This is a genomic window from Arthrobacter sp. UC242_113, assembly GCF_044054585.1.
GTDB lineage: Bacteria > Actinomycetota > Actinomycetes > Actinomycetales > Micrococcaceae > Arthrobacter.
The window spans coordinates 2,902,119-2,923,994 of the sequence record NZ_CP171968.1; the positions used below are offsets into that span (position 1 = coordinate 2,902,119).

Consider the following 21,876-nt stretch of genomic DNA (forward strand, 5'->3'; position numbering starts at 1 on the left):
GCTTAGGCTCCGGGGGTGCTCGAGGCACCGGGAAGAAGGGCGGCGGCGGGTTCGCTGTACTCCACGCGCAGCAGGGCGCCGTCGTCGCCAAAAACCAGGGAGGTGAGGGAGGTCAGCGTGCATTCGCGTTTCCGCGGATCGTGCCACAGCGGCTTGCCCTCGGCGCTGAGCCGCGTGGCCCAGATCGGAAGCTGGTGGCAGACCAGGATGGCCTCGGCACCGTCGCCGCCCAGTTCGACGGCCTTGGCGCGCGCTTCCTGGACGGCCTCGGTCACGCGGGCTGCCTGCTGCTTGTAGGGCTCGCCCCACGAAGGCCGGAACGGGTTGATCAGGTGCGGCCAGTGCTTCGGTTTGCGCAGCTCGGCCTTGGTGACCTTCAGCCCTTCGAAGTAGTTTTCCGCCTCGATGATCCGGCCGTCGGTGTGGATGTCCAGCCCGAGGGCTTCCGAGGTGGGCTGGGCAGTCTCCTGGGCGCGGGTGAGCGGCGACGCCACCAGGTACACGATGTTGGCGCCCTGGGAAACGCGTTCGCGGAAGTGCTCGGCGAGCGTCTGCGCCATCTGCCGGCCAAGTTCGGAGAGGTGGAATTCAGGCAGCCTGCCGTACAGGACACCTTCGGGGTTATGGACCTCGCCGTGGCGGAGCAAATGGACAGTGGCTTGGGGCATGTCTACCAGTTTCTCAAAGGGCAGGGGTAATGGCGAAATCTTCTACATCAAGTAGAACTCAGAAATTTTCAAAAAAGTTCCCGGCCGGTGGAATAAAAGATGCAAATGCATGTTTATACTGGATGCAGCAGTTAGTTGAGGCTTCAATGAAAGCTTCAACGACCACCCGGATCGACCCACTGAAAACAAGGAGAACCACCATGGCACTTTCCACCGAACTCCCCCGCGGCACCTGGACCCTCGACAACTCCCACAGCGAAATCGCCTTCACCGTCCGCCACGCCGGCATCAGCAAGGTCCGCGGCCAGTTCAAGGACGCCGCCGCAACCCTGGACCTCGCCGACGACGTAACGGCCACCAAGGTCGAGGCCACCATCAAGACGGCCAGCTTCGACTCCGGCGACGCCAACCGCGACGGCCACGTCCGCGGCGAGGACTTCTTCGACGTCGAGAAGTTCCCGGAGATCTCCTTCGTTTCCAACGGCCTCGTTGCCAACGGCGACAGCTACGAACTCCAGGGCGACCTGACCATCAAGGGTGTCACCCGCCCCGTCTCCCTCGAGACCGAATTCAACGGCGTTGCAGTTGACCCCTTCGGCAACACCCGCGCCGGTGTATCCGCCGAGACCACTATCAGCCGCAAGGACTTCGGCCTGACCTGGAACGCCGTGCTGGAAGCCGGCGGCGTCCTGGTGAGCGACAAGGTTGCCATCAACCTTGAACTGGCCTTCATCGCACCTGCAGCGTAGGTTTCACGGCTGGTTTCCCAGCCACGGTTCCTGACACCGAAACGCCCCGTCCGCGGACTCTCCGCAGACGGGGCGTTCGGCGTTTCCGGCCTTCTGGAACTGGCAGAATCCCGGGTTTAAAGTGATTGCCATGAGCACCCCCAGCGATGAACCGGAGCCCCGTGATCCCGGGGCAGTGCCGCCGTCCGGCAGCGAACGTCCGACGCCGGGACAACAGTTCCCGGGCCAAGAACCGGGGCAGCCATTCCCGGGTCAGCCGGGCAGTCCAACGCCGGGGCAGCAGGGTCAGCCGACGCCGGGACAACAGTTCCCGGGACAGGAACCGGGACAGCGGCCGCCCGCCGGCGGGGGCCGGTTCGCTTTCGAGATGCCGGCAGACCGGCCCCGGACCTTTGGCGAGGCCCTGCCGGCCGGCGGCTTTTCCGGCCTCTTCGACGTGACGGGGCTGCCCACAGAGCTCAAGGTGTCCTACTGGATCTGGGTGATCGGCGGCCTGCTGGGGCTGCTGGGCGGTGTGATCGGCATCTTTGGCGTGCTGGTGCTGTTCGCGATCATCCCCGGCGTGGCCATCCTGGTGCTGCTGCTCGTCCTGGTGGCCCTGGCACTGGCTGCGGCACAAATTGTCCTGGCCATGAAGCTGAAGGAGGGCAGGGAATGGGCACGGCTCGCCCTCACCATCGTGGCCGGGGTGTCGCTGCTGCTGGCCATCATCAGCTCGAGTTTCCCGGCGGGCCAGGACGGGAACTGGCTCGGCTTCCTGGTCAGGCTCGTGGCCACGGTGCTGATGTGGGTACCCAACTCGCAGAACTGGTTCGCCGCGGCGCGGGGCCGCCCCTGATCGGCACCCGGCTATGCTTCCGGGCAACGCCGCCGATCTTCAAGGCGGAAAATCCCCTGCCGGCAACGTTTCCGCAGGTTGGCCCGCCTTTGGAATACCTCTCCGGAATGATCCACCGCGTACCCGCTGAGGGGTACGGTGGGAAGTGAACCATGCTGGGGAGGGCAGGCGTCTGAACCGGTAGCCGATTCAGAACGTCACTACGCAAAGGACCGCTCATGAGCAATCCTCCAGTCCCGCACTCCAATGACCCCGGCTCCAACGAGCCCAACGACGGTTCACAGCCGGCCAACGGGCAGCCCCGCTACGGTCAGGACGCGCCCCAGTACGGGCAGAACGCTCCGCAGTACGGCCAGGGCGGGCAGGGCACCCCGCAGTACGGCCAGAACGCGCCGCAGTACGGACAGGGCGGACAGGGCGCTCCCCAGTACGGAGAGAATGCTCCGCAGTACGGCCAGAGCTCGCCACAGTACGGACAGGGCGGACAGGGCGGACAGGGCGCACCGCAGTACGGACAGCCCCAGTATGGCCAGAACCCCCCGCAGTACGGGCAGCCGCAGTCCGGCCAGTCCCCCTACGGCCAGAGCCCGCATGGCCAGTCCCCCTACGGGCAGTACCCGTCGGAACAGGCCCAGGCAGCCACCGGCACCGGCGTCCCGAAGCTCGTGAATTATTCCTTCTGGATGATCATCGCTGCGGGCGTCCTGTCAATCCTGTCCATCCTGATCACGATTCCCACCCTGGATGACCCGGCCATGCGGAGCACGTTCGAGGAGCAGCTGCGCGGCAGCGGCCAGAACATCGCGTTCGAGGACGTCAAGGGCTTCATCATCGGAACCATGGTGGTCTTTGCCCTGATCGGCGCCGGCCTCTACGCGCTGGTGGCATTCAACGTCCGGAAGGGCAAAAACTGGGCCCGAATTCTGGGCACCGTCTTTGCTGCTCTTTCCGTGTTCAGCCTCTTCCCGGCCGGCCTGAACACCCTGGTGGGCCTCCTCGGCATCGCCGCGATCATCATGCTGTACCTCCCGGGAGCGGCACCGTACTTCCAGAAGCCGCAGCCGTTCGCCAACCCCTACTCGCAGCCGGGCGGCCCATACGGCCGCTAGGCGCCAGCAAAGCACCAAGTCTCTTCCCGCCAACGGGCGCGGATGCCTGGAAGGCCGGAGTTACTCCGGCTGACCGGGGGTCTGCGCCCGTTGCGCGTGGTAGGCCAGGATCTGCAGCTCGGTGGCCATGTCTACCTTCCTCAGCGTCACGCCGTCGGGGACCTGGAGCATCACGGGAGCAAAACTGAGGATGCTGCGCACGCCGGCGCCCACCACCCGGTCGCAGATACTCTGGGCCACAGCGGCGGGCAGAGCCAGCACCACCATGTTGGTGCCGGTCCGCTCCAGCACCGCTTCCATGTCTGCAACGTCGCTGACCCGCAGCCAGCCCACCTCGTTGCCCACCACCATCTGGTCGGCGTCGAAAATGGCAACCACGTCAAAGCCCCTGGATTCGAAGCCGCCGTAGCGGGCCAGCGCCTTGCCCAGATTGCCGGCGCCCACAATCGCGACTTTCCAGTCATGCGTCAGGCCCAGTGCGGCGGCGATGTGGCGGCTCAGGTACTGCACCTCATAGCCCACACCGCGGGTGCCGTAGGAGCCCACGTGCGACAAGTCTTTGCGGAGGGTTGAGGAGCTGACCCCGGAAAGCTCAGCCAGTGATTCTGAGGAGACCCGCTCGGTGCCTTCGGCCAACAGGGAGTTCAGGGCGCGCAGGTAGATCGTCAGCCGGGCCACGGCTGCCGGCGGAATCTGCTTTCCTGCAGTTCCGGTTGGCACGGCGGCCCCGGCTGGCCCGGGCACAGCCTGGGGTGGTGAATCGAGCGAAGTCACTATCTGCTCCGTTGCGTCGCGTTGTGAGTCCACTCTAAATCCCCATCAGTTAAGTCAACAAAGCCGACGCCATTGTTCGAAATCGGCTAATCCCCTGCGATGGCACGGCGCAGGACACGCTCCAGGCGGGCCTCGTCGATCTTCCAGAAATCGCGCTGGATCCCGTCCACCAGCACCACCGGAATCTCCTCGGCATAGCGGTCGCGCAGTTCGTCGTCGGAGTCCAACTGCCGCTCCGACCACGAAAGTCCCAGCCCGGCAGTTACCCGCCCGACGGCGTCGCGCGCCGCGTCGCACAGGTGGCAGTCAGCTTTGGTGAGGAGAACGACGTCGGGGTTTGCCATGGGTCAACCGTATCGCCGTTCCCGGCGGTGAGCGACGCGGCGGCAGTCAGTTGCGGGGTACTGCAGTGACTAGACTCAATGGCATGCCCGAGGAGAAGTACGTCGCTGTGGCCCACCGTCCGGTTGCGAAGCAGCAACACGGCGAGGCAGCCTTCTTCGACGTCGACAACACCCTCATGCGCGGCGCCAGCCTGTTCCACGTGGCCAGGAAAATGCACCAGCGCGGAGCCTTCACGCTGGCTCAGGCGGCGGGAATGGCGTGGAAGCAGCTCAAGTTCGTGCTCCGCGGCGAGAATCTCAATGACGTCCACGCGGTGCGTGATTCAGCGCTGAGGCTTGCCGCCGGCATCACGGAGGAGGACATCCGGGCGCTGGGCGAGGAAGTCTACGACGAGATGATCGCCTCCCGGATCTGGCCCGGCGCGAAGGCCCTGGCCGAGCAGCACCTGCGGGTGGGCCGGAAGGTGTGGCTCGTCACCGCGACGCCGATCGAGGTGGCCACCGTGATTTCCACACGGCTGGGGCTCACCGGCGCCCTCGGCACGGTCGGTGAGACGAAGGACGGCTTCTACACCGGCAGGCTCGTCGGGGACATTCTGCACGGCGCAGCCAAGGCCGTGGCGGTCCAGGGCATCGCGGACAACCACGGACTGGACCTGAAGCGCTGCTGGGCGTACAGCGACTCCTACAACGACATTCCGCTGCTGTCGATGGTGGGGCACCCCGTGGCGATCAACCCGGACTCCCGCCTGCGCAAGCACGCCCGCGAACACAACTGGCCGGTCTACGACTTCCGCTCAGGCCGCCGGGCCGCCACCCTGGGCCTCCAGGCAGCCACGGCAGGCGGCGCGGTCTACGGCCTGTGGCGGGGCTACACGCGCTTCCGCGGTCCTAGAGTCTGACGCCGTTCTTTCCCCTCGACGCGCAGATTCCCCCACGATGCGGGAATTCCCGGTGCGCCAGGTATTTTGCGGGTCGCTGGACGGTTTGCGCGTCGCCGGACATCAGGAGCGTCGCGGGACGCAAAAATGCCCGCACCCTCGAAAGGGAACGGGCATTGACGCGTAGAGCGGACTCTACTTCTTATTGCGGCGCTGGTGGCGGGTCTTACGAAGCAACTTGCGGTGCTTCTTCTTGGCCATACGCTTGCGACGCTTCTTAATAACTGAACCCACGAAAGTTCCTTACAAACTAGATGCAGTACCTGTCTGATGGAGAAGGTCCGTGGACTGAGCAACAGACTGAACAACTGACAGATTCTTACAATGACGTAAAACGTTCCTTAACAGGGTACCGCTTATCCGGAGCATCCCCTGACCAGCACAGCCCGTGGCGTGCAGCGGCCCCCAAGGCGGCTGCAGCAACCACGGGATCGGTGCGGTCAGTAGGGTCCAAAATTAGGCGGTGCCCGTATGACCGTCCACGACAGCACCCTTGAGGTACTGTTCGACGGCGGTCTCCGGGACGCGGTAGGAGCGGCCGAACCTGACGGCGGGCATCTCCCCCGAATGGACAAGGCGGTACACGGTCATTTTGGAGACACGCATAACCTCAGCCACCTCGGCCACGGTCAAGAACTTGGCGTTCGAGAAGTTCGACTCTGCGGACATTACCCATATTCCTTTGCTCTCAGCAACGACGCCGGTCTATCTGCGGTGTGCGCCGATGCTGAGCCATCGAACAACCGTGTTCTAGTTACTCTAGATGCTCACGTGGCCATTGTGAAAGCCCGCCGTTTCCGCGACGATGCCGCCAGCTGTTCGAGCACTGAGGCCGTCACATCCCACTCCATGCAGGCATCCGTGACGCTCTGGCCGTAGGTCAGGTCCGAGCGTCCGGCGGCGTGTTCGGCCACGTCAAGGTTCTGCGCACCGCCCACCAGGAAGCTCTCCAGCATGACCCCGGCGATCGCTCCCGCGGCCGTTCCCGCGTCCTCGAGCTGGGCGCCGATCTCGAGCGCCACCTCGGCCTGGCGGTGGTGGCTCTTGCCGCTGTTGGCGTGGCTGGCGTCCACGATCAGCCGCGGATTGAGGTTCTTGGCGGCAAGCTTGACGGAGGCCGCCTCGACGTCGGCTGCGGAGTAGTTGGGACCCTTGCGGCCGCCGCGGAGGATCACGTGGGTGTCGGGGTTACCCGCGGTGGACACCAGCGCGGCCCGGCCGTCGCCGTCGATCCCGAGGAAAGCCTGGGCCGCAGCGGCCGCGCCGCAGGCGTCCACCGCGACCTGGAGGTCGCCGTCGGTCCCGTTCTTGAAGCCGATGGGCATGGAGAGGCCGGAGGCGAGCTGCCGGTGGATCTGGCTTTCGGTCGTCCGCGCGCCGATGGCACCCCAGGAGATGAGGTCGGCCATGTACTGCGGGCTGATGGGTTCGAGGAATTCGGTGGCGGTGGGGAGCCCCAGGGCGGTGACCTGCTGCAGGAAGCTGCGGGCTGCGCGCAGGCCGCTGGCGATGTCATGGCTGCCGTCCAGGTGCGGATCGTTGATCAGGCCCTTCCAGCCCACCGTGGTGCGGGGCTTTTCGAAGTAGGCCCGCAGGACGATGAGCAGGTCTTCCTTGTGCTTCTCGGCCTGGCTGACCAGCCGGCGGGCGTATTCCAGGCCGGCCTTCGGGTCGTGGATGGAACACGGACCGACGATGACCAGCAGGCGGTCGTCCACACCGTCCATGATGGCGCGGACTTCGTCACGGCCGCGTTCGACGACGTCGGCCGCCTTCGCGTCCAGCGGCAGTTCCGCGATCATTTCCTGCGGCGTGGGCAGTGCGGTGAGCTCGCTGACCCGCAGGTTCGACGTGGACTGGCGTTTCGACGTCGACGATGCGGGCGACTGCTGGGGTTCGGTGGCTGTTGCGCTCATTTTCGGGGGTCCTGTTCCGGGTGGGAGCGGGCCCCTGATCAGAACCCGCCGTAGAAATGGCGAAGGGCAGAGAATGATCTCTGCCCTGTTGGCTCTGAAGGAAAGTTGGATGCGTGTCAGTTAGACGCGGGCCCCTCCAGAGCCAACGAAAAATACGCATACCAACGATTAGTCATGGAAACGACCATAAGCCCGCACCGGAGGAACGCCAAATCCGCTGCGTCACATTCGGCAGCCCGCCAGCTATGGACCACCGGCGCGAACGGCCACTTGTGGCCCCCAGGAAGCGTTTCCCAAGGGCCACAGGTGTACGTTCGCGCTGGACCGCGTCACCACGCGCCGGCCCAAACGCCCTGCCCACCCGTCACTTCGCGTAGGCGTTTGAGGCGAGGTCGAGGGGTTCATAGCGGCGCAGGCTCGTCCCGGCCCCGACGATCCTGCGCAGCTGTGGCAAGCCGCCGGTGGCCACGCCGGCGGCCCGCGCCTGGATGAGCACGTTGCCGAGGGCTGTCGCCTCGACCGGGCCGGCGATGACAGGCTTGCCGGTCGCTTGGGCGGTGAGCTGGCACAGCAGCGCGTTCTGCGAGCCGCCGCCAACGATGTGCACCACTGCGACGGCAACGCCGGCGAGGCGTTCCGCGTCGGCGATGGTGCGCGCATACCCGGCGGCGAGGCTTTCCAGGATGCAGCGGACGATCGCTGCCGGATTGTCGGGAAGGACGGTTCCGGTGTTCCGCGCTGCTGCGCGGATCCGGTCCGGCATGTTGTCCGGGGCAATGAAGGCGGGATCGTCCGGGTTGATCCGGGGTCCGCCGGGCGGCAGCGCCGCGGCCGCGTCGAGGAGGTCCCCGATCGCTGGCCGGTAGCCGCCCTCGGCCCAGGTGCGCTGGCATTCGCTGAGCAGCCAGAGGCCGCCGACGTTGCGCAGGTACCGGGTGGTGCCGTCCACGCCGCGCTCGTTGGTGAAGTTCGCCGCGCGGCTGGCTTCGGTGAGCACCGGGCTGTTCAGTTCCAGCCCCACCAGGGACCAGGTGCCGGAGGAGATGTACGCGAAGTTCTCCTGCTCCGCGGGGACCGCCGCGACGGCGGAGGCGGTGTCGTGCGAGCCCACGGCCACCACCTTCGTTGCCGCTGGCAGCCCAGCCCGCTCGGCGACTGCGGGCAGCAGCGTGCCCAGCGTTTCGCCGGGCTGGATCAGCGGCGGGAACAGATCCCCGCGGAGGCCCAGGGGTCCGAACAGCTCGCTGGCCCACACCCCTGCGACGGCGTCGAACAACCCCGTGGTGGAGGCGTTCGTGGCCTCGGTGCGGCGTTCTCCGGTGAGCAGGAACGCGATCAGATCCGGGATCAGCATGGCCTGCAGCCCGTTCAGGTCCGGTTCCGTGGCGAGCTGGTAGAGCGTGTTGAACTGCAGGAACTGGAGCCCGGTGGTGGCGTAGAGCCGTGCCGGGTCCAGCTTCCCGTGCACCCGGGCGACGGCGGCGCGGCTGCGTTCATCCCGGTAGCTGTACGGCTGCGCGGTGAGTTCGCCGGCCTTGGTGACCAGGCCGTAGTCCACCGCCCAGGTGTCGATGCCGATGCTGGTGATCGTCTCGCCCCGCTCGGCCGCCGCTTTGCCGGCGGCAGCGAGCCCGGTGAGCACCTCAGCGAAGAGGGCGTCGAAGTCCCAGCGGAGGCCGCCGTTGGACTGCACTACAGCGTTAGGGAAGCGGTGCACGACGTCGAGCGTGGCCCGCGCCGGACCGCCGTCGGCGGCGTTTGCCCCAGTACTGATGCGTCCCAGGATGACGCGCCCCGAGGAGGCGCCGATGTCGACAGCGGCGAACACACTGCCGGCGAACAGGCCGCCGTCGACGTCTTGGGTTGGTGCGGTGCTCACCGGAGGAAGGCTGCTGCGACGCCGGCGTCAACGGGGATGTGCAGGCCGGTGGTGTGGGAGAGTTCGTTGCTGGTGAGCACGGCCGCGGCGTTGGCGACGTGCTCGGGCAGGACCTCGCGCTTGAGCAGGGTGCGCTGGGCATAGTACTCGCCCAGTTTTTCCTCGTTCACGCCGTAGACGGCGGCGCGCTTGGCGCCCCAACCGCCGGCGAAGATCCCGGAGCCACGGACCACGCCGTCGGGGTTGATGCCGTTGACGCGGATGCCGTACTCGCCCAGTTCCGCCGCGAGCAGACGGACCTGGTGGGCCTGGTCGGCTTTGGTGGCGGAGTAGGCGATGTTGTTCGGGCCGGCGAACACGGAGTTCTTGGAAGAGATGTAGATGATGTCCCCGCCCAGGCCTTGTTCGATCATGACCTTCGCGGCGGCCTTGGCCACGAGGAAGGAGCCCTTGGCCATGACGTTGTGCTGCAGGTCCCAGTCCTTCTCGGTGGTATCCAGCAGCGGCTTGGAGATGGACAGGCCGGCGTTGTTGACCACCAGGTCCACGCCGCCGAAGGCCAGCACGGCCTCGTCAATGGCGGCGGCCACCTGGGATTCGTTGGTGACGTCAGCCTGGACGCCGACGGCGACATCCGGGCCGCCGAGCTCTTCCGCGACGGCCCGCGCGTTCTCGAGGTTCAGGTCGGCGATGACCACGCACGCGCCCTCCGCGGCGAGGCGGGTGGCGATGGCCTTGCCGATCCCCGACGCCGCGCCGGTCACGAGCGCGATGCGGGTGGCGTGGGACTTGGGCTTGGGCATCCGGGCGAGCTTGGCTTCCTCCAGGGCCCAGTACTCGATGCGGAACTTCTCAGCCTCGTCGATCGGGGCGTAGGTGGAGATCGCCTCGGCGCCGCGCATCACGTTGATCGCGTTCAGGTAGAACTCCCCGGCGACCCGGGCGGTCTGTTTGTCCTTGCCGTAGGAGAACATGCCCACCCCGGGGACCAGGACGATGGCGGGGTCGGCGCCGCGCAGGGCGGGTGAGTCCGAAACCGCGTGGCGGTCGTAGTAGGCCTGGTAGTCCTCGCGGTAGGCGGTGTGGAGTTCTTTCAGCCGGGCCACGGAGTCCTCGATGGAGGCCTCCGCGGGCAGGTCCAGGATCAGGGGCTTGACCTTGGTGCGCAGGAAGTGGTCCGGGCAGGACGTGCCCAGCGCGCCTAGGCGGGGGTGTTCGGCGGCTTCAAGGAATTCCAGCACGGCGGGGTCGTCGCTGAAGTGGCCAACCTGCGGTTTATCCGCGGAGGCCAGGCCGCGGATCACCGGCGCCAGCGCGGCGGCCTTCGCTTTGCGTTCAGCCTCGGGCAGCGGGGCGTAGCCGGGCAGTGTCGGGCCGAAGGGTTCTGCCTTGCCGTTGGCGGCGATGTACTGCTCGGCCTGTTCGATGATCCAGAGCGAGTTCGCTTCGGCTTCCTCACTGGTCTCGCCCCAAGCGGTGATGCCGTGCCCGCCCAGGATGGTGCCGATGGCCTGCGGGTTGGCGTCCCTGATCGCGGCGATGTCCAGGCCCAGCTGGAAGCCCGGCCGGCGCCACGGCACCCAGACCACCTTGTCGCCGAAGATCTTGGCGGTCAGCGCTTCACCGTCGGCGGCCGTGGCGATGGCGATGCCCGAGTCGGGGTGCAGGTGGTCCACATGGGCGGCGTCCACGAGCCCGTGCATCGCCGTATCAATAGACGGGGCCGCGCCGCCCTTTCCATGCAGGCAGTAATCGAACGCGGCGACCATCTCGTCCTCGCGCTCCACGCCCGGGTAGACGTTCTTCAGCGCCTGCAGCCGGTCCACACGGAGGACGGCCAGGTTCTGCGCCTTCAGCGTGCCGAGGTCACCCCCGGAGCCCTTCACCCAGAGAAGCTGGACGTCCTCGCCCGTGACAGGGTCCGTCTCGGTACCCTTCGCGGACGTGTTCCCGCCGGCGAAGTTGGTGTTCCGCTTGTCCGCGCCCAGCCGGTTGGAACGGGCGATCAGGTCTTCAACAGTCTTATTGCCTGTGTTTTGCATGTTCATGCTGCTTATGCGCCCCATCCGGATTGCTGGCCGCCCACGCGGTCCTCGTTGATTTTCTTCTGGTAGCCGCTGGCCTTGTAGGCGGCCATCGGGTCCGCGGGCAGGCCGCGGGATTCACGCCACTCGGCCAGGACCGGCCGGACATCGGTGTAGAACGCGTCGTTGAACACCGCATTCGCAGCCAGGACGTCCCCGGCGCGTTGCGCCTCGGCCAGCGCGGCCCTGTCCACCAGCATTGCGCGGGCGGTCATCTCCTGCACGTTCAGCACCGAGCGGATCTGGCCCGGGATCTTCTCCTCCAGGTTGTGGCACTGGTCTAGCATCAGCGCGACGCCTGCGTCCTTCCCGAAGCCGCCGCCGCGGATCACCTCGTGCATGATGCGGAACAGCTGGAACGGGTCCGCGGCGCCCACAATCAGGTCGTCGTCCGCGTAGAAGCGGGAGTTGAAGTCGAACGAGCCCAGCTTGCCCAGGCGCAGCAGCTGCATGACGATGAACTCGATGTTGGTGCCGGGGGCGTGGTGGCCGGTGTCCAGGCAGACAAAGGCCTTCTCGCCTAGGGCAAGGGTCTGCGCATACGAGGTCCCCCAGTCCGGAACGTCCGTGTGGTAGAAAGCCGGCTCGAAGAACTTGTACTCCAGCACCAGGCGCTGGTCCTCGCCCAGCCGGGCATAGATCTCCTGCAGGGATTCGGCCAGCCGGTCCTGGCGGCCGCGCATGTCATCCTGGCCGGGATAGTTGGTGCCGTCCGCGAGCCAGATCTTCAGGTCCCGGGAGCCGGTGGCATGCATGATGTCGATGCACTCAAAGTGGTGGTCGATCGCGCGGCGCCGGACGGCGTCGTCAGATGACGTCAGCGAGCCGAACTTGTACTCGTCATCCTGGAAGGTGTTCGAGTTGATCGTGCCCAGCCCCACACCGAGGCCGGCAGCGTACTCCTTCAGTGCGGTGTAGTCGTCCACTTTGTCCCACGGGATGTGCAGCGCCACGGTGGGCGCCAGGCCGGTGAGCTCGTGGACCTTGGCGGCGTCGGACAGTTTCTCCTGGACGGTGCGCGGGGTACCGGGCGTGCCGAACACCTTGAACCTGGTGCCCGAGTTGCCGTAGGCCCACGACGGAACCTCAATGGCAAGCTCCCAAAGCCGGCCCAGTGCCGATGCTGTGTTGTTCATGATCAGTCTTTCGTCATTGTTTGGCGGTGAAAGTTGTTGGAGGATTCAGTGCTTGGAAGCTTTAGTGCCCGGAAGCTCTAGTGCTCGACGACGGCGGCGGCGCCGCTGCCGGTGCCGGTGGCCGCGGCCAGCTGCCCCTCGAGGTTGAACACCTCGTCGAGGACCCGGAAGCCCTCGTCGGGCTGAACATCGCTGTCCCGGAAGAGGGCGGCCATTTCCACCTGCCAGCGGGCGTTGACGTCGGCGAGGGCCATTCGGGCCCGCGCCGCGTCAAAGTCATCGCATTCGAGGTACCCGATCAGCAGCCCGTCGTCGTCAAGAAACAGCGAGTAGTTGTTCCAGCCGGCGTCCTTGAGCGCGGACAGCATCTCCGGCCAGACGGCGGCGTGGCGCCGGCGGTACTCCACCAGCAGCTCCGGCTGGACGGAGGATCGGAAGCAAACCCTCATGTTGTACTCCTGTGGACGTTTAGGGTGCGACGCACGAAGCGGAAGCGAATTCGTTCGGCTTTGAATATTCACGATCTGGAACATCCGCCGTTGTTGAATCGTTTCATTGTTACGATTCAAAGTACTCTGGACGGAAGAAGGGTGTCAAGCGTTTTCACCCGGACGGGCAAATCGATCTTTTGGAGGATCAGCAGAATGTCACGGGCAGCCAGCATCAAGGACGTCGCCACCCACGCGCAGGTTGCGGTGGGAACGGTCTCCAACGTCCTCAATAACCCTGACCGCGTCTCCAAGCGCACCAAGGACAGGGTGCTCCAGGCTATCGACGAGCTCGGCTTCGTCCGCAACGACGCCGCCCGGCAGCTGCGCGCTGGGCACAGCCGGACCATCGGCGTCGTGGTCCTGGACGTCGGCAACCCCTTCTTCACGTCACTGGTCCGCGCCGCCGAGGACGCTGCCGCCGTGAACGGCAGCGCCGTACTACTGGGCGACAGCGGCCACGACGCGAACCGGGAATCGCACTACATCGACCTCTTCCAGGAACAGCGGGTCCAGGGCCTGCTCATCTCCCCGGTGGGCGACGTGGCCGACCGGCTGGACGCCCTCCGGCAGCGCGGCGTTCCCACGGTGCTGGTGGACCGGCTGGCCGACGAGGACCGCTTCAGTTCCGTATCGGTGGATGACGACGCCGGCGGCTACCTTGCCGCCCGGCACCTCCTCGATCTCGGGCGGAGGAAGCTGGCTTTCGTGGGCGGCCCGCTGTCCATCCGCCAGGTCTCAGACCGCCTTCATGGCGCCCGCCGCGCCGTGGCCGAGGTGGACGGCGCAGCACTTGAGGTGCTCGACTCCGACGGCCAGTCCGTGCTCGCCGGACGCGGCGTGGGCAACAGCCTTGTGGACCGGAGTGCCGAGGACAGGCCCGACGGCATCTTCTGCGCCAACGATCTGCTGGCACTCGGCGTGATGCAGTCGTTGACCATGATGAACGGCGTGCGCATTCCGGAGGACGTGGCCCTGATCGGCTATGACGACATCGACTTCGCCGCGTCCGCCGTCGTGCCGCTCTCCTCCATCCGGCAGCCTACCGACGCGATCGGCAGGACCGCCATTGAACTCCTCACGGAGGAACTGGACGCGCAGCATCCGCGGCACCGCGCCGTCGTCTTTACTCCCGAGCTGGTGGTTCGGCACAGCACGGCGGGTACTGACGCGCCCCACTAATCCGGCGCCCGCCCAATGCGGGCACCCACGGCCCGGCACCCCCAGCCCGGCACCCACGGCCAGGGAGTACACTGGGTGTTAGAACTCGGGAAAGCGCTTGCCCAGGCAGACGCACACGCTCCCGGTGACGGTAGACGATGGCGTCGCGCAGCACCGCAGCGCCGGACAGGAGCACCATGGATACCCCTCTGACGCAGCCCGGCCCGCCAACCCTGCCGGCCGCCAAAGCCGCCTCTCCGCGCCGCGCCGGTCCCGCCCGCGTCGCGCTGATCGGCGTCCACGGCTTCGGCGCCCACCACCTGAAGAACCTCGAACGGCTGACCCAGGCCGGCGCGGTGGAACTCGTGGCCGTGGCTGACCCGAACCCGCCGTCCCCGGGGGCGCTGCCGGACACGACGGCGGTCCACCCTGACCTGCAGTCCCTCCTGGCGGGCAGCCACAGGCCGGACGTGGTCATCGTGGCCACCCCCATCCAGACCCACGCCCCTCTGGCCCTGGCCACCCTGGCCTCCGGCGCCGACCTATATTTGGAGAAACCCCCGGTGGCATCGCTGGCCGACTTCCGCCACTTGCAGGAGGCCGCTGAAGCATCCGGGCGCAGCGTGCAGATCGGCTTCCAGAGCCTCGGATCGCAGGCACTGGCGGCCATCGACAAGCTCCTCAAGGAGGGCACCATCGGCACTCTGCAGGGAATCGGCGCGACCGGGCGCTGGGTGCGGGACCGCGCCTACTACAAGCGTTCCCGGTGGGCCGGCCAGCGGAGCATGGATGGCATGGACGTGGTGGACGGCGTGGCCACCAATCCCCTGGCGCACGCCATTGCCACCGCCCTGCGGATCGCGGGCGCCCGGACCGTCGAGGACGTGGCCTCCGCGGAGACGGACCTGTACCGCGCCAACGACATCGAGGCCGACGACACGTCGGTCATTCGGATCCGCACGGCCGCCGGCCTGCCGATTACGTGCGCCCTGACGCTCTGCGCGTCGGAGTCCGTGGAGCCGTACATCACCCTGCAGGGCTCCGAGGGAACGGCCGTTTTCCACTACACGAAAGACCGGCTGCACGTCAGCACCTCGGACGGAGAGCGCTCGCTGGAGTTCGGCCGCGACGACCTCACCGAAAACCTGCTGGAACACCTCGCCGGGGACACAGAACTCACCAGCGCTCTCAACGACTCCGGCGCGTTCATGCTGGTGCTCGAGGCCGTCCGCACGGCCGAGCCGCCGGCGCCGGTTACGCCTGGCTACGTGCGCTGGGAGGGCGAGGGCGACGCCGCCCGTGCGGTGATCCCGGGCATCGAGGACGCCCTGGAGCGGGCCATCGGCGCCCACGCCACCTTCAGCGAACTGGCCCTGCCGTGGGCGCGGCCGGCTGATCCTGCCGCCGCCACAGTGCTGTTCGACGACGGCGGCCGTCCGCTCGCAGTCCAGCGCACCGGCGCCCGGCTTAACGCGCGGTTATCGCCGCGGCCCTACCTGCACCCCGTCGCCACGCTTGGCGGAACCGTTGTGACGGACCATCTCCCCGCCGACCACCCGTGGCATCTCGGCGCCGGCTTCGCGCTCCAGGACGTCAACGGCACCAACTTCTGGGGCGGCAGGACGTTCACGCGCGCCGCCGGAGCGTACGTCTCCCGGCAGGACCACGGCCGGATCGAACTGCTCCCCTCCATTGCGGGCGAGCCGGACAGACCCGCCACCCGGCAGCTCCGCTGGCTCGGCACGGACGGACAGGCCCTGCTCACCGAACGGCGCACGCTCGGCCATGAGGTGCTCGGCGAGCGCGTGTGGCGCCTGGACCTGGGCACGGAACTGACCGCCGTCGTCGACCTCTCGCTGGGCAGCCCCGGTTCCAACGGCGCCGCGGGCAGCGGCTACGGCGGCTTCTTCTGGCGCCTTCCGGCCTGCAAGGGCGCCCGCATCTTCACGTGCGACGCCGAGGGCGAACCGGCCGTCCACGGTTCCGTGGCGCCGTGGCTGGCGTGGACCGCATCCTTTGGCGAAGTTCCCGGCGTCCGGTCCGGGCAGCCCGCGACCCTCGTGTTCAGCGCCCCGGCCGAGTCCGCCGATCCCTGGTTTGTCCGCAGTTCCGGGTACCCCGGCGTCGGATCGGCCCTGGCCTGGGACAAGCCGGTGGCCCTGGCTGCCGGGGAATCGCTGCAACGGAGCCTGAGCGTGTGGGTGTGCGACGGCGAACTGTCGCCGGCCGCCGTCGCATCCCTGGTCGCTTCGGGTAACACTGGAAGAGGCTGACCACCGTCCCGACAAAGGAGTCCCATGTCCGCTCCAGAGCCCTCTCCCCCTGCCCCGTCCTGGAACAGCGGCCCCGGCCTCGCATTTGGCGGGGACTACAACCCCGAACAATGGCCGGCCGACGTCCGACTTGAGGACATCGACCTCATGAAGGAGGCCGGGGTGACCCTCCTCAGCGTGGCCATCTTCTCCTGGGCACTTCTCGAGCCGCGTGAAGGCGAGTACGACTTTGCCTGGCTGGACGAGGTGCTGGACAGCCTGGACGGTGCGGGGATCAGGGTTGCCCTCGCCACGGCCACGGCCGCTCCCCCGGCCTGGCTGGTGCGGAAGCATCCGGAGGTCCTGCCGGTAACGGCGGAGGGCACCGTACTGGAACGCGGCTCCCGGCGGCACTACTCGCCGTCGTCCGCTGTTTACCGCCGGTATGCCGCGGGCATTACCCGGAAACTGGCCGAACGGTACAAGGGCCACCCGGCGCTGGCGCTGTGGCACGTGGACAACGAGCTCGGCTGCCACGTTTCAGAGTTTTACGGCGACGAGGACGCCGCCGCCTTCCGCCGCTGGCTGGAGCAGCGCTACGGCAGCATCGAGGCACTGAACGGGGCCTGGGGAACAGCATTCTGGTCCCAGCACTACGCCTCGTTCGAGGAGATCATCCCGCCACGGGCCGCCCCCACTACCCTCAACCCGACGCAGCGCCTGGACTTCCAGCGGTTCAGCTCCTGGGCGCTGATGGACTACTACCGGAGCCTGCTGGCGGTGATCCGCGAGGTGACCCCCGACGTTCCCGCCACCACCAACCTCATGGTGTCCAGCGCCACCAAGTCCCTGGATTACTTCGACTGGGCGAAGGACCTGGACGTGGTGGCCAACGACCACTACCTCGTGGCCGCAGATCCGGAGCGGGAAATCGAACTGGCGTTCAGCGCGGACCTCACCCGCGGCGTCGCGGGCAACCGGCCGTGGATCCTGATGGAACACTCGACCTCGGCCGTGAACTGGCAGGCCCGCAACCAGCCGAAGATACCCGGCGAAATGCTCCGCAACTCCCTGGCACATGTGGCCCGCGGCGCGGACGCCGTCATGTTCTTCCAGTGGCGGCAGAGCGTTGCCGGTGCCGAGAAGTTCCACTCGGCCATGGTGCCGCACGGCGGGCGCGACACCCGGGTGTGGCGGGAGGTGGTGGCCCTCGGCGAAGCCCTTGGCGGGCTGGGCCCGGTCAAGGGTTCCACCGTGGAATCCCGGGTGGCCATCGTGTTCGACTACGAGGCATGGTGGGCCGGCGAACTGGACTCGCATCCGAGCGAGGACGTGAAGTATTTGGACTTGATCCGGTCGTTCCATCGTTCACTGTTCCTGCGCGGCGTGGGTGTGGACTTCGTCCACCCGGCTGCGGACCTTTCCGGTTACAGCCTGGTCCTGGTGTGCACTCTTTATTGCGTCACCGATGACGCCGCGGCCAACATTGCGGCCGCTGCCGAAGCCGGTGCGACGGTGCTGGTCAGCTACTTCAGCGGCATCGTTGATGAACGCGACCACATCCGGCTGGGCGGCTACCCCGGCGCCTTCCGGGAGGTGCTGGGCATCCGGACCGAGGAGTTCCACCCGCTGCTCGAGGACGGGCAGGTGACTCTGAGCGACGGCACCACCGGCCGGGTCTGGAGCGAGCACGTCCACCTTGCCGGGGCCGAGGCGCTGGCCACCTTCACCGGCTACCCGCTCTCCGGCGTGCCGGCCCTGACCCGTCGGACCGCGGGCCGCGGTGCGGCCTGGTACCTGGCCACGCTCCCCGACCGCGACGGCATCGAACAGCTGGTGGACAGGCTGCTGGCCGAAGCGGGAGTGGCGGCCCCCGCGGAGGCCGCTGCCGGCGTCGAACTCACCCGGCGGGTCACGGCGGACGGGCGCCGTTTCCTCTTCGCCATCAACCACGGCCGGGAAGACGCGGAGGTAAAGGCCGACGGCGAGGAACTGCTGGGCGGCGGCCGTTTCGGCGGGTTGGTTCCCGGCGGGGCGGTGGCCGTGATCGCCGAGGACTGACCGGAGTTTTTGTCCAGGAGTTTGGCGTTTTTGTCCAGATAATGGCCTCTACAGGCCCGAAGTCGTGACAAGTGGACAAAAACTCCTTGCCTCGGGTGTGCTCAGCTGCCGATTTTAAAGGTGCAGCCGGGTTTGGGGTCCGCCAGGGGGCTAGGGCTTTGCCGGGACCAGGAGCACGTCGACGAGCTCCGTCAGCCCGCCGGCCATGTCCACTTTCTTGTCGTACAGCCACTGCAGCTGGAGGCCGTCGAACGCGGCGATGACCAGCCGGGCGAGTGACTCCGCCGCGACGTCTGACCGGACCTCGCCCACATCCTGGCGCCGGCCGATGTCGAGCGCCAGCTCCTCGACCAGCTGGGAGTACCTGTCCTGGAAGTAGCCGTGCGAAGCGTGCCCGGGGTCGTTGGCCGTCGCCGACGCCACCGCGTAGAGCGTGGTCAGCCCGGGCTCCTTCTCGTTCCGTTCCGCCACGCTCGCCAGGACCGGTAGGCCAAATTCTGTCAGTCCGCCAAGATCCCTGCTGCGGCGGTCCCGCTCGGCGAGCACCGCCGTCAGCAGCTCCTGCTTGCCGCTGAAGTAATGGAAGAGCGTTGCTTCCTTTACCCCCACGAGCTCGGCCACGCGCTTGAGGGCCGCACCCTCGAAGCCTTCGCTGGCAAAGACATCGGTGGCGGTCTGGATGATCTGCTCGCGGCGTTCGGCGCCTTTCGCGTACTGCCCGCGGGGCTTGGAGGGAGACATCTCGACAGTTTATTTCACGGCCCCGCCTCACGGGCGGCAAGTCAATTTCGGGCAAAACCTAGTCACACTAGGTTTTTGGCGATACGCTTTCTCCGGGGCCCAACGGTGGGCCACTTTTCGTCAGGAGGCAATGTGGCCATCGAATCCCTATCCGAAGAGACCGCGGCATCACCCGCGCTCTCATCAACCGCAGGACCGTCCGTCAAGGTCCCGGTCATCGCCCTCGGCGGAAGATCTTCCGCGTTGGAAACGCGGAACTGTCGGCGGAGGCCGAGGCGCGCTTGCGCGAACTGCCCGGAAGCCTGAGCCTGGAACAGCAGGTCACGCTGTTGACCGGCGCCGACGTCTGGTCCACCCACGCCTTGCCGGAGCTGGCAGGTTGAGCGCGGCTCCTTCCGCCTGCTGGTGGGCCGGCACGCGGCGGACGACTTCCAGGCGCTGGAGGTCGAGGTCCGCTAACCCCACTTCGCTTTGAGTTTTGTCCAGATATCGCGAGTTAAAGCCCCGGTTGGGGCCATTATCTGGACAAGAACTCTCCCCCAGGCCGGCTAGGGAAGCCGGGGAGAGTCCGAATCCTTCGGGCCCAGCCCGGCTTCTTTGTAGTACCCCCGGATGTGGGCGGCAACAAGCTCGGCCGCCCGGCCGCCGTCGTCCTTCCGGATGGCCGCGAGGATCTCACGGTGCTCGGCCCGGAGCCGCGAGGCGGTGGCGTCCCAGTCCGGCAGGTTCGCGGTCAGCTGCCCCGCGTAGCCTTGGATGGCCTCCCGCAGCGACCCCATCATGGCGCTGACAACGGCGTTGCCGGCGGCGTCGGCGAGTGCCAGATGGAAGCGGACATCCAGGGCAAGGAAGTCGTCGACGCCGTGCCCCTCGTCCATGTCGTCGAGCAGGGCCCCGGCGAGGTCTAGTCCAGGGGCGTCCGGCCGGGCCCGGGCGGCCGCCCAGGACTCGAGCAGCACGCGGGTCTCCACTACGTCTTCCACCGGAAGGTGCTGGGTGGCGACGTGCAGCCGCAGCGCGGAGCCGAGCGCCGCCGTCGGATCCGAGATCACTACCGTTCCCGCCTCCGGGCCGGAACCGACGCCGGCCCGGACCACGCCCATGGCCTCGAGGACCCGGATGGCCTCGCGGACGGACGTGCGGGAGACGCCGAGCTGTTCGGCCAGCGTCCTCTCGGCCGGAAGGCGGCCGCCGACGGCGAGCTGGCCGCCGGAGAGCTGGTCCTCGATCCACCGCAGGACAAGTTGGTGCGTACGCATGACCCCATGGTACTTGATGTGGTTGGACCACATGCTCTAGAGTGTGGTTAGACCACAGCGGGGAGGCTCCTGTTCAGCATCCCGCGGCATGCCCACGGAGGAAAGCCATGACCCACACCATTCAGCCGAACAACCCCGAGACCACCCCGGCGCCGGACGCGACGGACGTTCCGGCCGCCCGGCCCGCCACCGGCGTCGCCGCGGCGGCCGCGGCAGTTCCGGCAGTTCCGGCAGCCCTGAAGCGCCGCATCCCGAGGTACTCGGACCTTGCCCCGCTCATGCAGTTCAAGAAGCCCGAGTTCAGCAAGGAAGCACGGCTCAAGCGTGCCAGCACCGTCTGGGAACTGCGCGACATCGCCAAGCGCCGCACCCCGCAGGCGCCGTTTGACTACACCGACGGCGCAGCGGAGGAAGAGATCACCCTGCGGCGTGCCCGCGAGGCGTTCCTGGACATCGAGTTCCGCCCGGGCATCCTGCGGAACGTGTCCAGCATCGACCTAAGCACCGACATTCTGGGCAAGCCCTCCAGGCTTCCCGTAGGCATCGCACCCACGGGCTTCACCCGGATGATGCAGTCCGAGGGTGAGTACGCGGGCTCGCAGGCTGCCGAGGCCACCGGCATCCCGTACACGCTCTCCACCATGGGCACCGCCTCGATCGAGGACGTGGCCGCGGCGGCACCCAACGGCCGGAACTGGTTCCAGCTCTACCTCTGGACGGACCGGGACCGCTCCCTCGAACTGATTGAGCGGGCAGCCAAGGCCGGGAACGACACCCTGATGGTCACGGTGGACACCGCCGTCGCCGGGGCACGCCTCCGAGACGTCCGCAACGGCATGACCATCCCGCCGGCCCTGACGCTGAAGACGGTCCTGGACGCGTCCTACCGGCCGGCCTGGTGGTTCAACTTCCTCACCCACGAGCCGCTCACCTTCGCGTCGCTCTCGCGGTACACGGGCACGGTGGCCGACCTCATCAACTCGATGTTCGACCCCACCCTCACCTTCGAGGACCTGGACTGGCTGCGTGAAACCTGGAAGGGCAAGCTCGTGGTCAAGGGCATCCAGACCGTGGACGATGCCCGCAAGGTGGTGGACCACGGCGCCGACGGCATCGTGCTCTCCAACCACGGCGGCCGCCAGCTGGACCGCGCCCCCATCCCCTTCCACCTGCTTCCGGAGGTTTCCCAGGCGCTCAAGGCGGACAACAGCAAGGCCGCGATCATGCTGGACACGGGCATCATGAGCGGCGCGGACATCATCGCCGCCATGGCCCTCGGCGCCGACTTCACGCTCATCGGCCGCGCCTACCTGTACGGGCTCATGGCCGGCGGCCGGGCCGGCGTCGACCGCGTCCTGCAGATCCTCGAAAAGGACATGGCCCGCACCATGGCGCTCCTCGGCGTCAGCAGCATCTCCGAGCTGACCCCGGAGCACGTGCGGATCCTCGGCAAGTAGCCTCCCCGGCCCAACTATG

General features: G+C 67.3%; 20 protein-coding genes. 8 read left to right on the forward strand and 12 right to left on the reverse strand.

The genetic code is table 11. The annotated features are described in order from the left end of the window. Nucleotides 1–2 precede the first annotated feature (2 nt). On the reverse strand, nt 3–668 hold the full coding sequence (locus ACHMXB_RS13215; RefSeq protein WP_190605142.1) for a histidine phosphatase family protein: 666 nt from the start codon (nt 666–668) through the stop codon (nt 3–5). A gap of 200 nt (nt 669–868) precedes the next feature. Here ACHMXB_RS13215 and ACHMXB_RS13220 point away from each other — a divergent pair, with 200 nt between their 5' ends. From ACHMXB_RS13220 to ACHMXB_RS13230, 3 genes are all read left to right on the forward strand, one after another. Then, entirely contained in the window at nt 869–1,417 is a 549-nt protein-coding gene (locus ACHMXB_RS13220; RefSeq protein WP_395398924.1) for a YceI family protein, read from the forward strand. A gap of 130 nt (nt 1,418–1,547) precedes the next feature. Then, complete coding sequence (locus tag ACHMXB_RS13225; protein WP_395398926.1) at nt 1,548–2,255, forward strand: hypothetical protein; 708 nt, start codon at nt 1,548–1,550, stop codon at nt 2,253–2,255. A gap of 218 nt (nt 2,256–2,473) precedes the next feature. Further along, a complete protein-coding gene (locus ACHMXB_RS13230; RefSeq protein WP_395398928.1) occupies nt 2,474–3,364 on the forward strand; it encodes a hypothetical protein in 891 nt (296 codons plus the stop codon). Nucleotides 3,365–3,424: 60 nt separating this feature from the next. Here the strand turns inward: ACHMXB_RS13230 and ACHMXB_RS13235 are convergent, their stop codons facing one another. Together ACHMXB_RS13235 and ACHMXB_RS13240 are read right to left on the reverse strand one after the other, a co-directional pair. Then, nucleotides 3,425–4,138 (reverse strand): redox-sensing transcriptional repressor Rex, encoded by a 714-nt coding sequence (locus ACHMXB_RS13235; RefSeq protein ID WP_395398930.1) that lies wholly within the window; start codon nt 4,136–4,138, stop codon nt 3,425–3,427. A gap of 86 nt (nt 4,139–4,224) precedes the next feature. Further along, nucleotides 4,225–4,482 carry a glutaredoxin family protein gene (locus ACHMXB_RS13240; RefSeq protein ID WP_395398932.1) on the reverse strand — a complete coding sequence of 86 codons (258 nt, stop codon included), beginning with the start codon at nt 4,480–4,482 and terminating at the stop codon, nt 4,225–4,227. An 83-nt stretch (nt 4,483–4,565) separates the two neighbouring features. Between ACHMXB_RS13240 and ACHMXB_RS13245 the strand changes: the two genes are divergently transcribed. Further along, entirely contained in the window at nt 4,566–5,384 is an 819-nt protein-coding gene (locus tag ACHMXB_RS13245) for an HAD family hydrolase (protein ID WP_395398934.1), read from the forward strand. A gap of 174 nt (nt 5,385–5,558) precedes the next feature. On the opposite strand, the gene ACHMXB_RS13250 is transcribed toward ACHMXB_RS13245, so the two are convergent. From ACHMXB_RS13250 to ACHMXB_RS13280, 7 genes are all read right to left on the reverse strand, one after another. Next, a complete protein-coding gene (locus ACHMXB_RS13250; protein ID WP_003792170.1) occupies nt 5,559–5,657 on the reverse strand; it encodes a 30S ribosomal protein bS22 in 99 nt (32 codons plus the stop codon). A 222-nt stretch (nt 5,658–5,879) separates the two neighbouring features. Beyond that, nucleotides 5,880–6,092, reverse strand: a complete 213-nt coding sequence (locus tag ACHMXB_RS13255; protein WP_003797758.1) for a helix-turn-helix domain-containing protein — start codon at nt 6,090–6,092, stop codon at nt 5,880–5,882. Between the two features lie 98 nt (nt 6,093–6,190). Then, complete coding sequence (locus ACHMXB_RS13260) at nt 6,191–7,339, reverse strand: 3-deoxy-7-phosphoheptulonate synthase (protein ID WP_395398937.1); 1,149 nt, start codon at nt 7,337–7,339, stop codon at nt 6,191–6,193. 364 nt (nt 7,340–7,703) lie between these two features. Then, nucleotides 7,704–9,218, reverse strand: coding sequence for a rhamnulokinase family protein (locus tag ACHMXB_RS13265; RefSeq protein ID WP_395398939.1), 1,515 nt, complete (start codon nt 9,216–9,218; stop codon nt 7,704–7,706). Then, nucleotides 9,215–11,266 carry a bifunctional aldolase/short-chain dehydrogenase gene (locus ACHMXB_RS13270; protein WP_395398941.1) on the reverse strand — a complete coding sequence of 684 codons (2,052 nt, stop codon included), beginning with the start codon at nt 11,264–11,266 and terminating at the stop codon, nt 9,215–9,217. Before ACHMXB_RS13270 ends, ACHMXB_RS13265 begins: the two co-directional genes overlap by 4 nt. A gap of 5 nt (nt 11,267–11,271) precedes the next feature. Then, a complete protein-coding gene (rhaI, locus tag ACHMXB_RS13275) occupies nt 11,272–12,438 on the reverse strand; it encodes an L-rhamnose isomerase (RefSeq protein ID WP_395398943.1) in 1,167 nt (388 codons plus the stop codon). Nucleotides 12,439–12,515: 77 nt separating this feature from the next. Next, nucleotides 12,516–12,887, reverse strand: coding sequence for an L-rhamnose mutarotase (locus tag ACHMXB_RS13280; RefSeq protein WP_395398945.1), 372 nt, complete (start codon nt 12,885–12,887; stop codon nt 12,516–12,518). 195 nt (nt 12,888–13,082) lie between these two features. Between ACHMXB_RS13280 and ACHMXB_RS13285 the strand changes: the two genes are divergently transcribed. From ACHMXB_RS13285 to ACHMXB_RS13295, 3 genes are all read left to right on the forward strand, one after another. Next, entirely contained in the window at nt 13,083–14,108 is a 1,026-nt protein-coding gene (locus tag ACHMXB_RS13285; RefSeq protein ID WP_395398947.1) for a LacI family DNA-binding transcriptional regulator, read from the forward strand. A 176-nt stretch (nt 14,109–14,284) separates the two neighbouring features. After that, nucleotides 14,285–16,360: a DUF6807 family protein gene (locus ACHMXB_RS13290; RefSeq protein ID WP_395398949.1), complete on the forward strand. Its 2,076-nt coding sequence runs from the start codon at nt 14,285–14,287 to the stop codon at nt 16,358–16,360. 24 nt (nt 16,361–16,384) lie between these two features. Then, nucleotides 16,385–18,400, forward strand: coding sequence for a beta-galactosidase (locus tag ACHMXB_RS13295; protein WP_395398951.1), 2,016 nt, complete (start codon nt 16,385–16,387; stop codon nt 18,398–18,400). Between the two features lie 150 nt (nt 18,401–18,550). On the opposite strand, the gene ACHMXB_RS13300 is transcribed toward ACHMXB_RS13295, so the two are convergent. Next, nucleotides 18,551–19,141, reverse strand: a complete 591-nt coding sequence (locus ACHMXB_RS13300; protein WP_395398953.1) for a TetR/AcrR family transcriptional regulator — start codon at nt 19,139–19,141, stop codon at nt 18,551–18,553. Nucleotides 19,142–19,689: 548 nt separating this feature from the next. Continuing rightward, complete coding sequence (locus tag ACHMXB_RS13305; RefSeq protein WP_395398955.1) at nt 19,690–20,400, reverse strand: FadR/GntR family transcriptional regulator; 711 nt, start codon at nt 20,398–20,400, stop codon at nt 19,690–19,692. A gap of 107 nt (nt 20,401–20,507) precedes the next feature. On the opposite strand from ACHMXB_RS13305, the gene ACHMXB_RS13310 reads away from it, so the two are divergent. Then, complete coding sequence (locus ACHMXB_RS13310; RefSeq protein ID WP_395398957.1) at nt 20,508–21,857, forward strand: alpha-hydroxy-acid oxidizing protein; 1,350 nt, start codon at nt 20,508–20,510, stop codon at nt 21,855–21,857. The last annotated feature ends 19 nt before the right edge of the window (nt 21,858–21,876 follow it).

What these genes read in the sequence shown, in the direction of transcription:
- ACHMXB_RS13215 (WP_190605142.1), bottom strand. Translation starts at nt 668, where the DNA reads ATGCCCCAAGCCACTGTCCATTTGCTCCGCCACGGCGAGGTCCATAAC.
- ACHMXB_RS13220 (WP_395398924.1), top strand. Translation starts at nt 869, where the DNA reads ATGGCACTTTCCACCGAACTCCCCCGCGGCACCTGGACCCTCGACAAC.
- ACHMXB_RS13225 (WP_395398926.1), top strand. Translation starts at nt 1,548, where the DNA reads ATGAGCACCCCCAGCGATGAACCGGAGCCCCGTGATCCCGGGGCAGTG.
- ACHMXB_RS13230 (WP_395398928.1), top strand. Translation starts at nt 2,474, where the DNA reads ATGAGCAATCCTCCAGTCCCGCACTCCAATGACCCCGGCTCCAACGAG.
- ACHMXB_RS13240 (WP_395398932.1), bottom strand. Translation starts at nt 4,482, where the DNA reads ATGGCAAACCCCGACGTCGTTCTCCTCACCAAAGCTGACTGCCACCTG.
- ACHMXB_RS13245 (WP_395398934.1), top strand. Translation starts at nt 4,566, where the DNA reads ATGCCCGAGGAGAAGTACGTCGCTGTGGCCCACCGTCCGGTTGCGAAG.
- ACHMXB_RS13255 (WP_003797758.1), bottom strand. Translation starts at nt 6,092, where the DNA reads ATGTCCGCAGAGTCGAACTTCTCGAACGCCAAGTTCTTGACCGTGGCC.
- ACHMXB_RS13260 (WP_395398937.1), bottom strand. Translation starts at nt 7,339, where the DNA reads ATGAGCGCAACAGCCACCGAACCCCAGCAGTCGCCCGCATCGTCGACG.
- ACHMXB_RS13270 (WP_395398941.1), bottom strand. Translation starts at nt 11,266, where the DNA reads ATGAACATGCAAAACACAGGCAATAAGACTGTTGAAGACCTGATCGCC.
- rhaI (WP_395398943.1), bottom strand. Translation starts at nt 12,438, where the DNA reads ATGAACAACACAGCATCGGCACTGGGCCGGCTTTGGGAGCTTGCCATT.
- ACHMXB_RS13280 (WP_395398945.1), bottom strand. Translation starts at nt 12,887, where the DNA reads ATGAGGGTTTGCTTCCGATCCTCCGTCCAGCCGGAGCTGCTGGTGGAG.
- ACHMXB_RS13285 (WP_395398947.1), top strand. Translation starts at nt 13,083, where the DNA reads ATGTCACGGGCAGCCAGCATCAAGGACGTCGCCACCCACGCGCAGGTT.
- ACHMXB_RS13290 (WP_395398949.1), top strand. Translation starts at nt 14,285, where the DNA reads ATGGATACCCCTCTGACGCAGCCCGGCCCGCCAACCCTGCCGGCCGCC.
- ACHMXB_RS13295 (WP_395398951.1), top strand. Translation starts at nt 16,385, where the DNA reads ATGTCCGCTCCAGAGCCCTCTCCCCCTGCCCCGTCCTGGAACAGCGGC.
- ACHMXB_RS13300 (WP_395398953.1), bottom strand. Translation starts at nt 19,141, where the DNA reads ATGTCTCCCTCCAAGCCCCGCGGGCAGTACGCGAAAGGCGCCGAACGC.
- ACHMXB_RS13305 (WP_395398955.1), bottom strand. Translation starts at nt 20,400, where the DNA reads ATGCGTACGCACCAACTTGTCCTGCGGTGGATCGAGGACCAGCTCTCC.
- ACHMXB_RS13310 (WP_395398957.1), top strand. Translation starts at nt 20,508, where the DNA reads ATGACCCACACCATTCAGCCGAACAACCCCGAGACCACCCCGGCGCCG.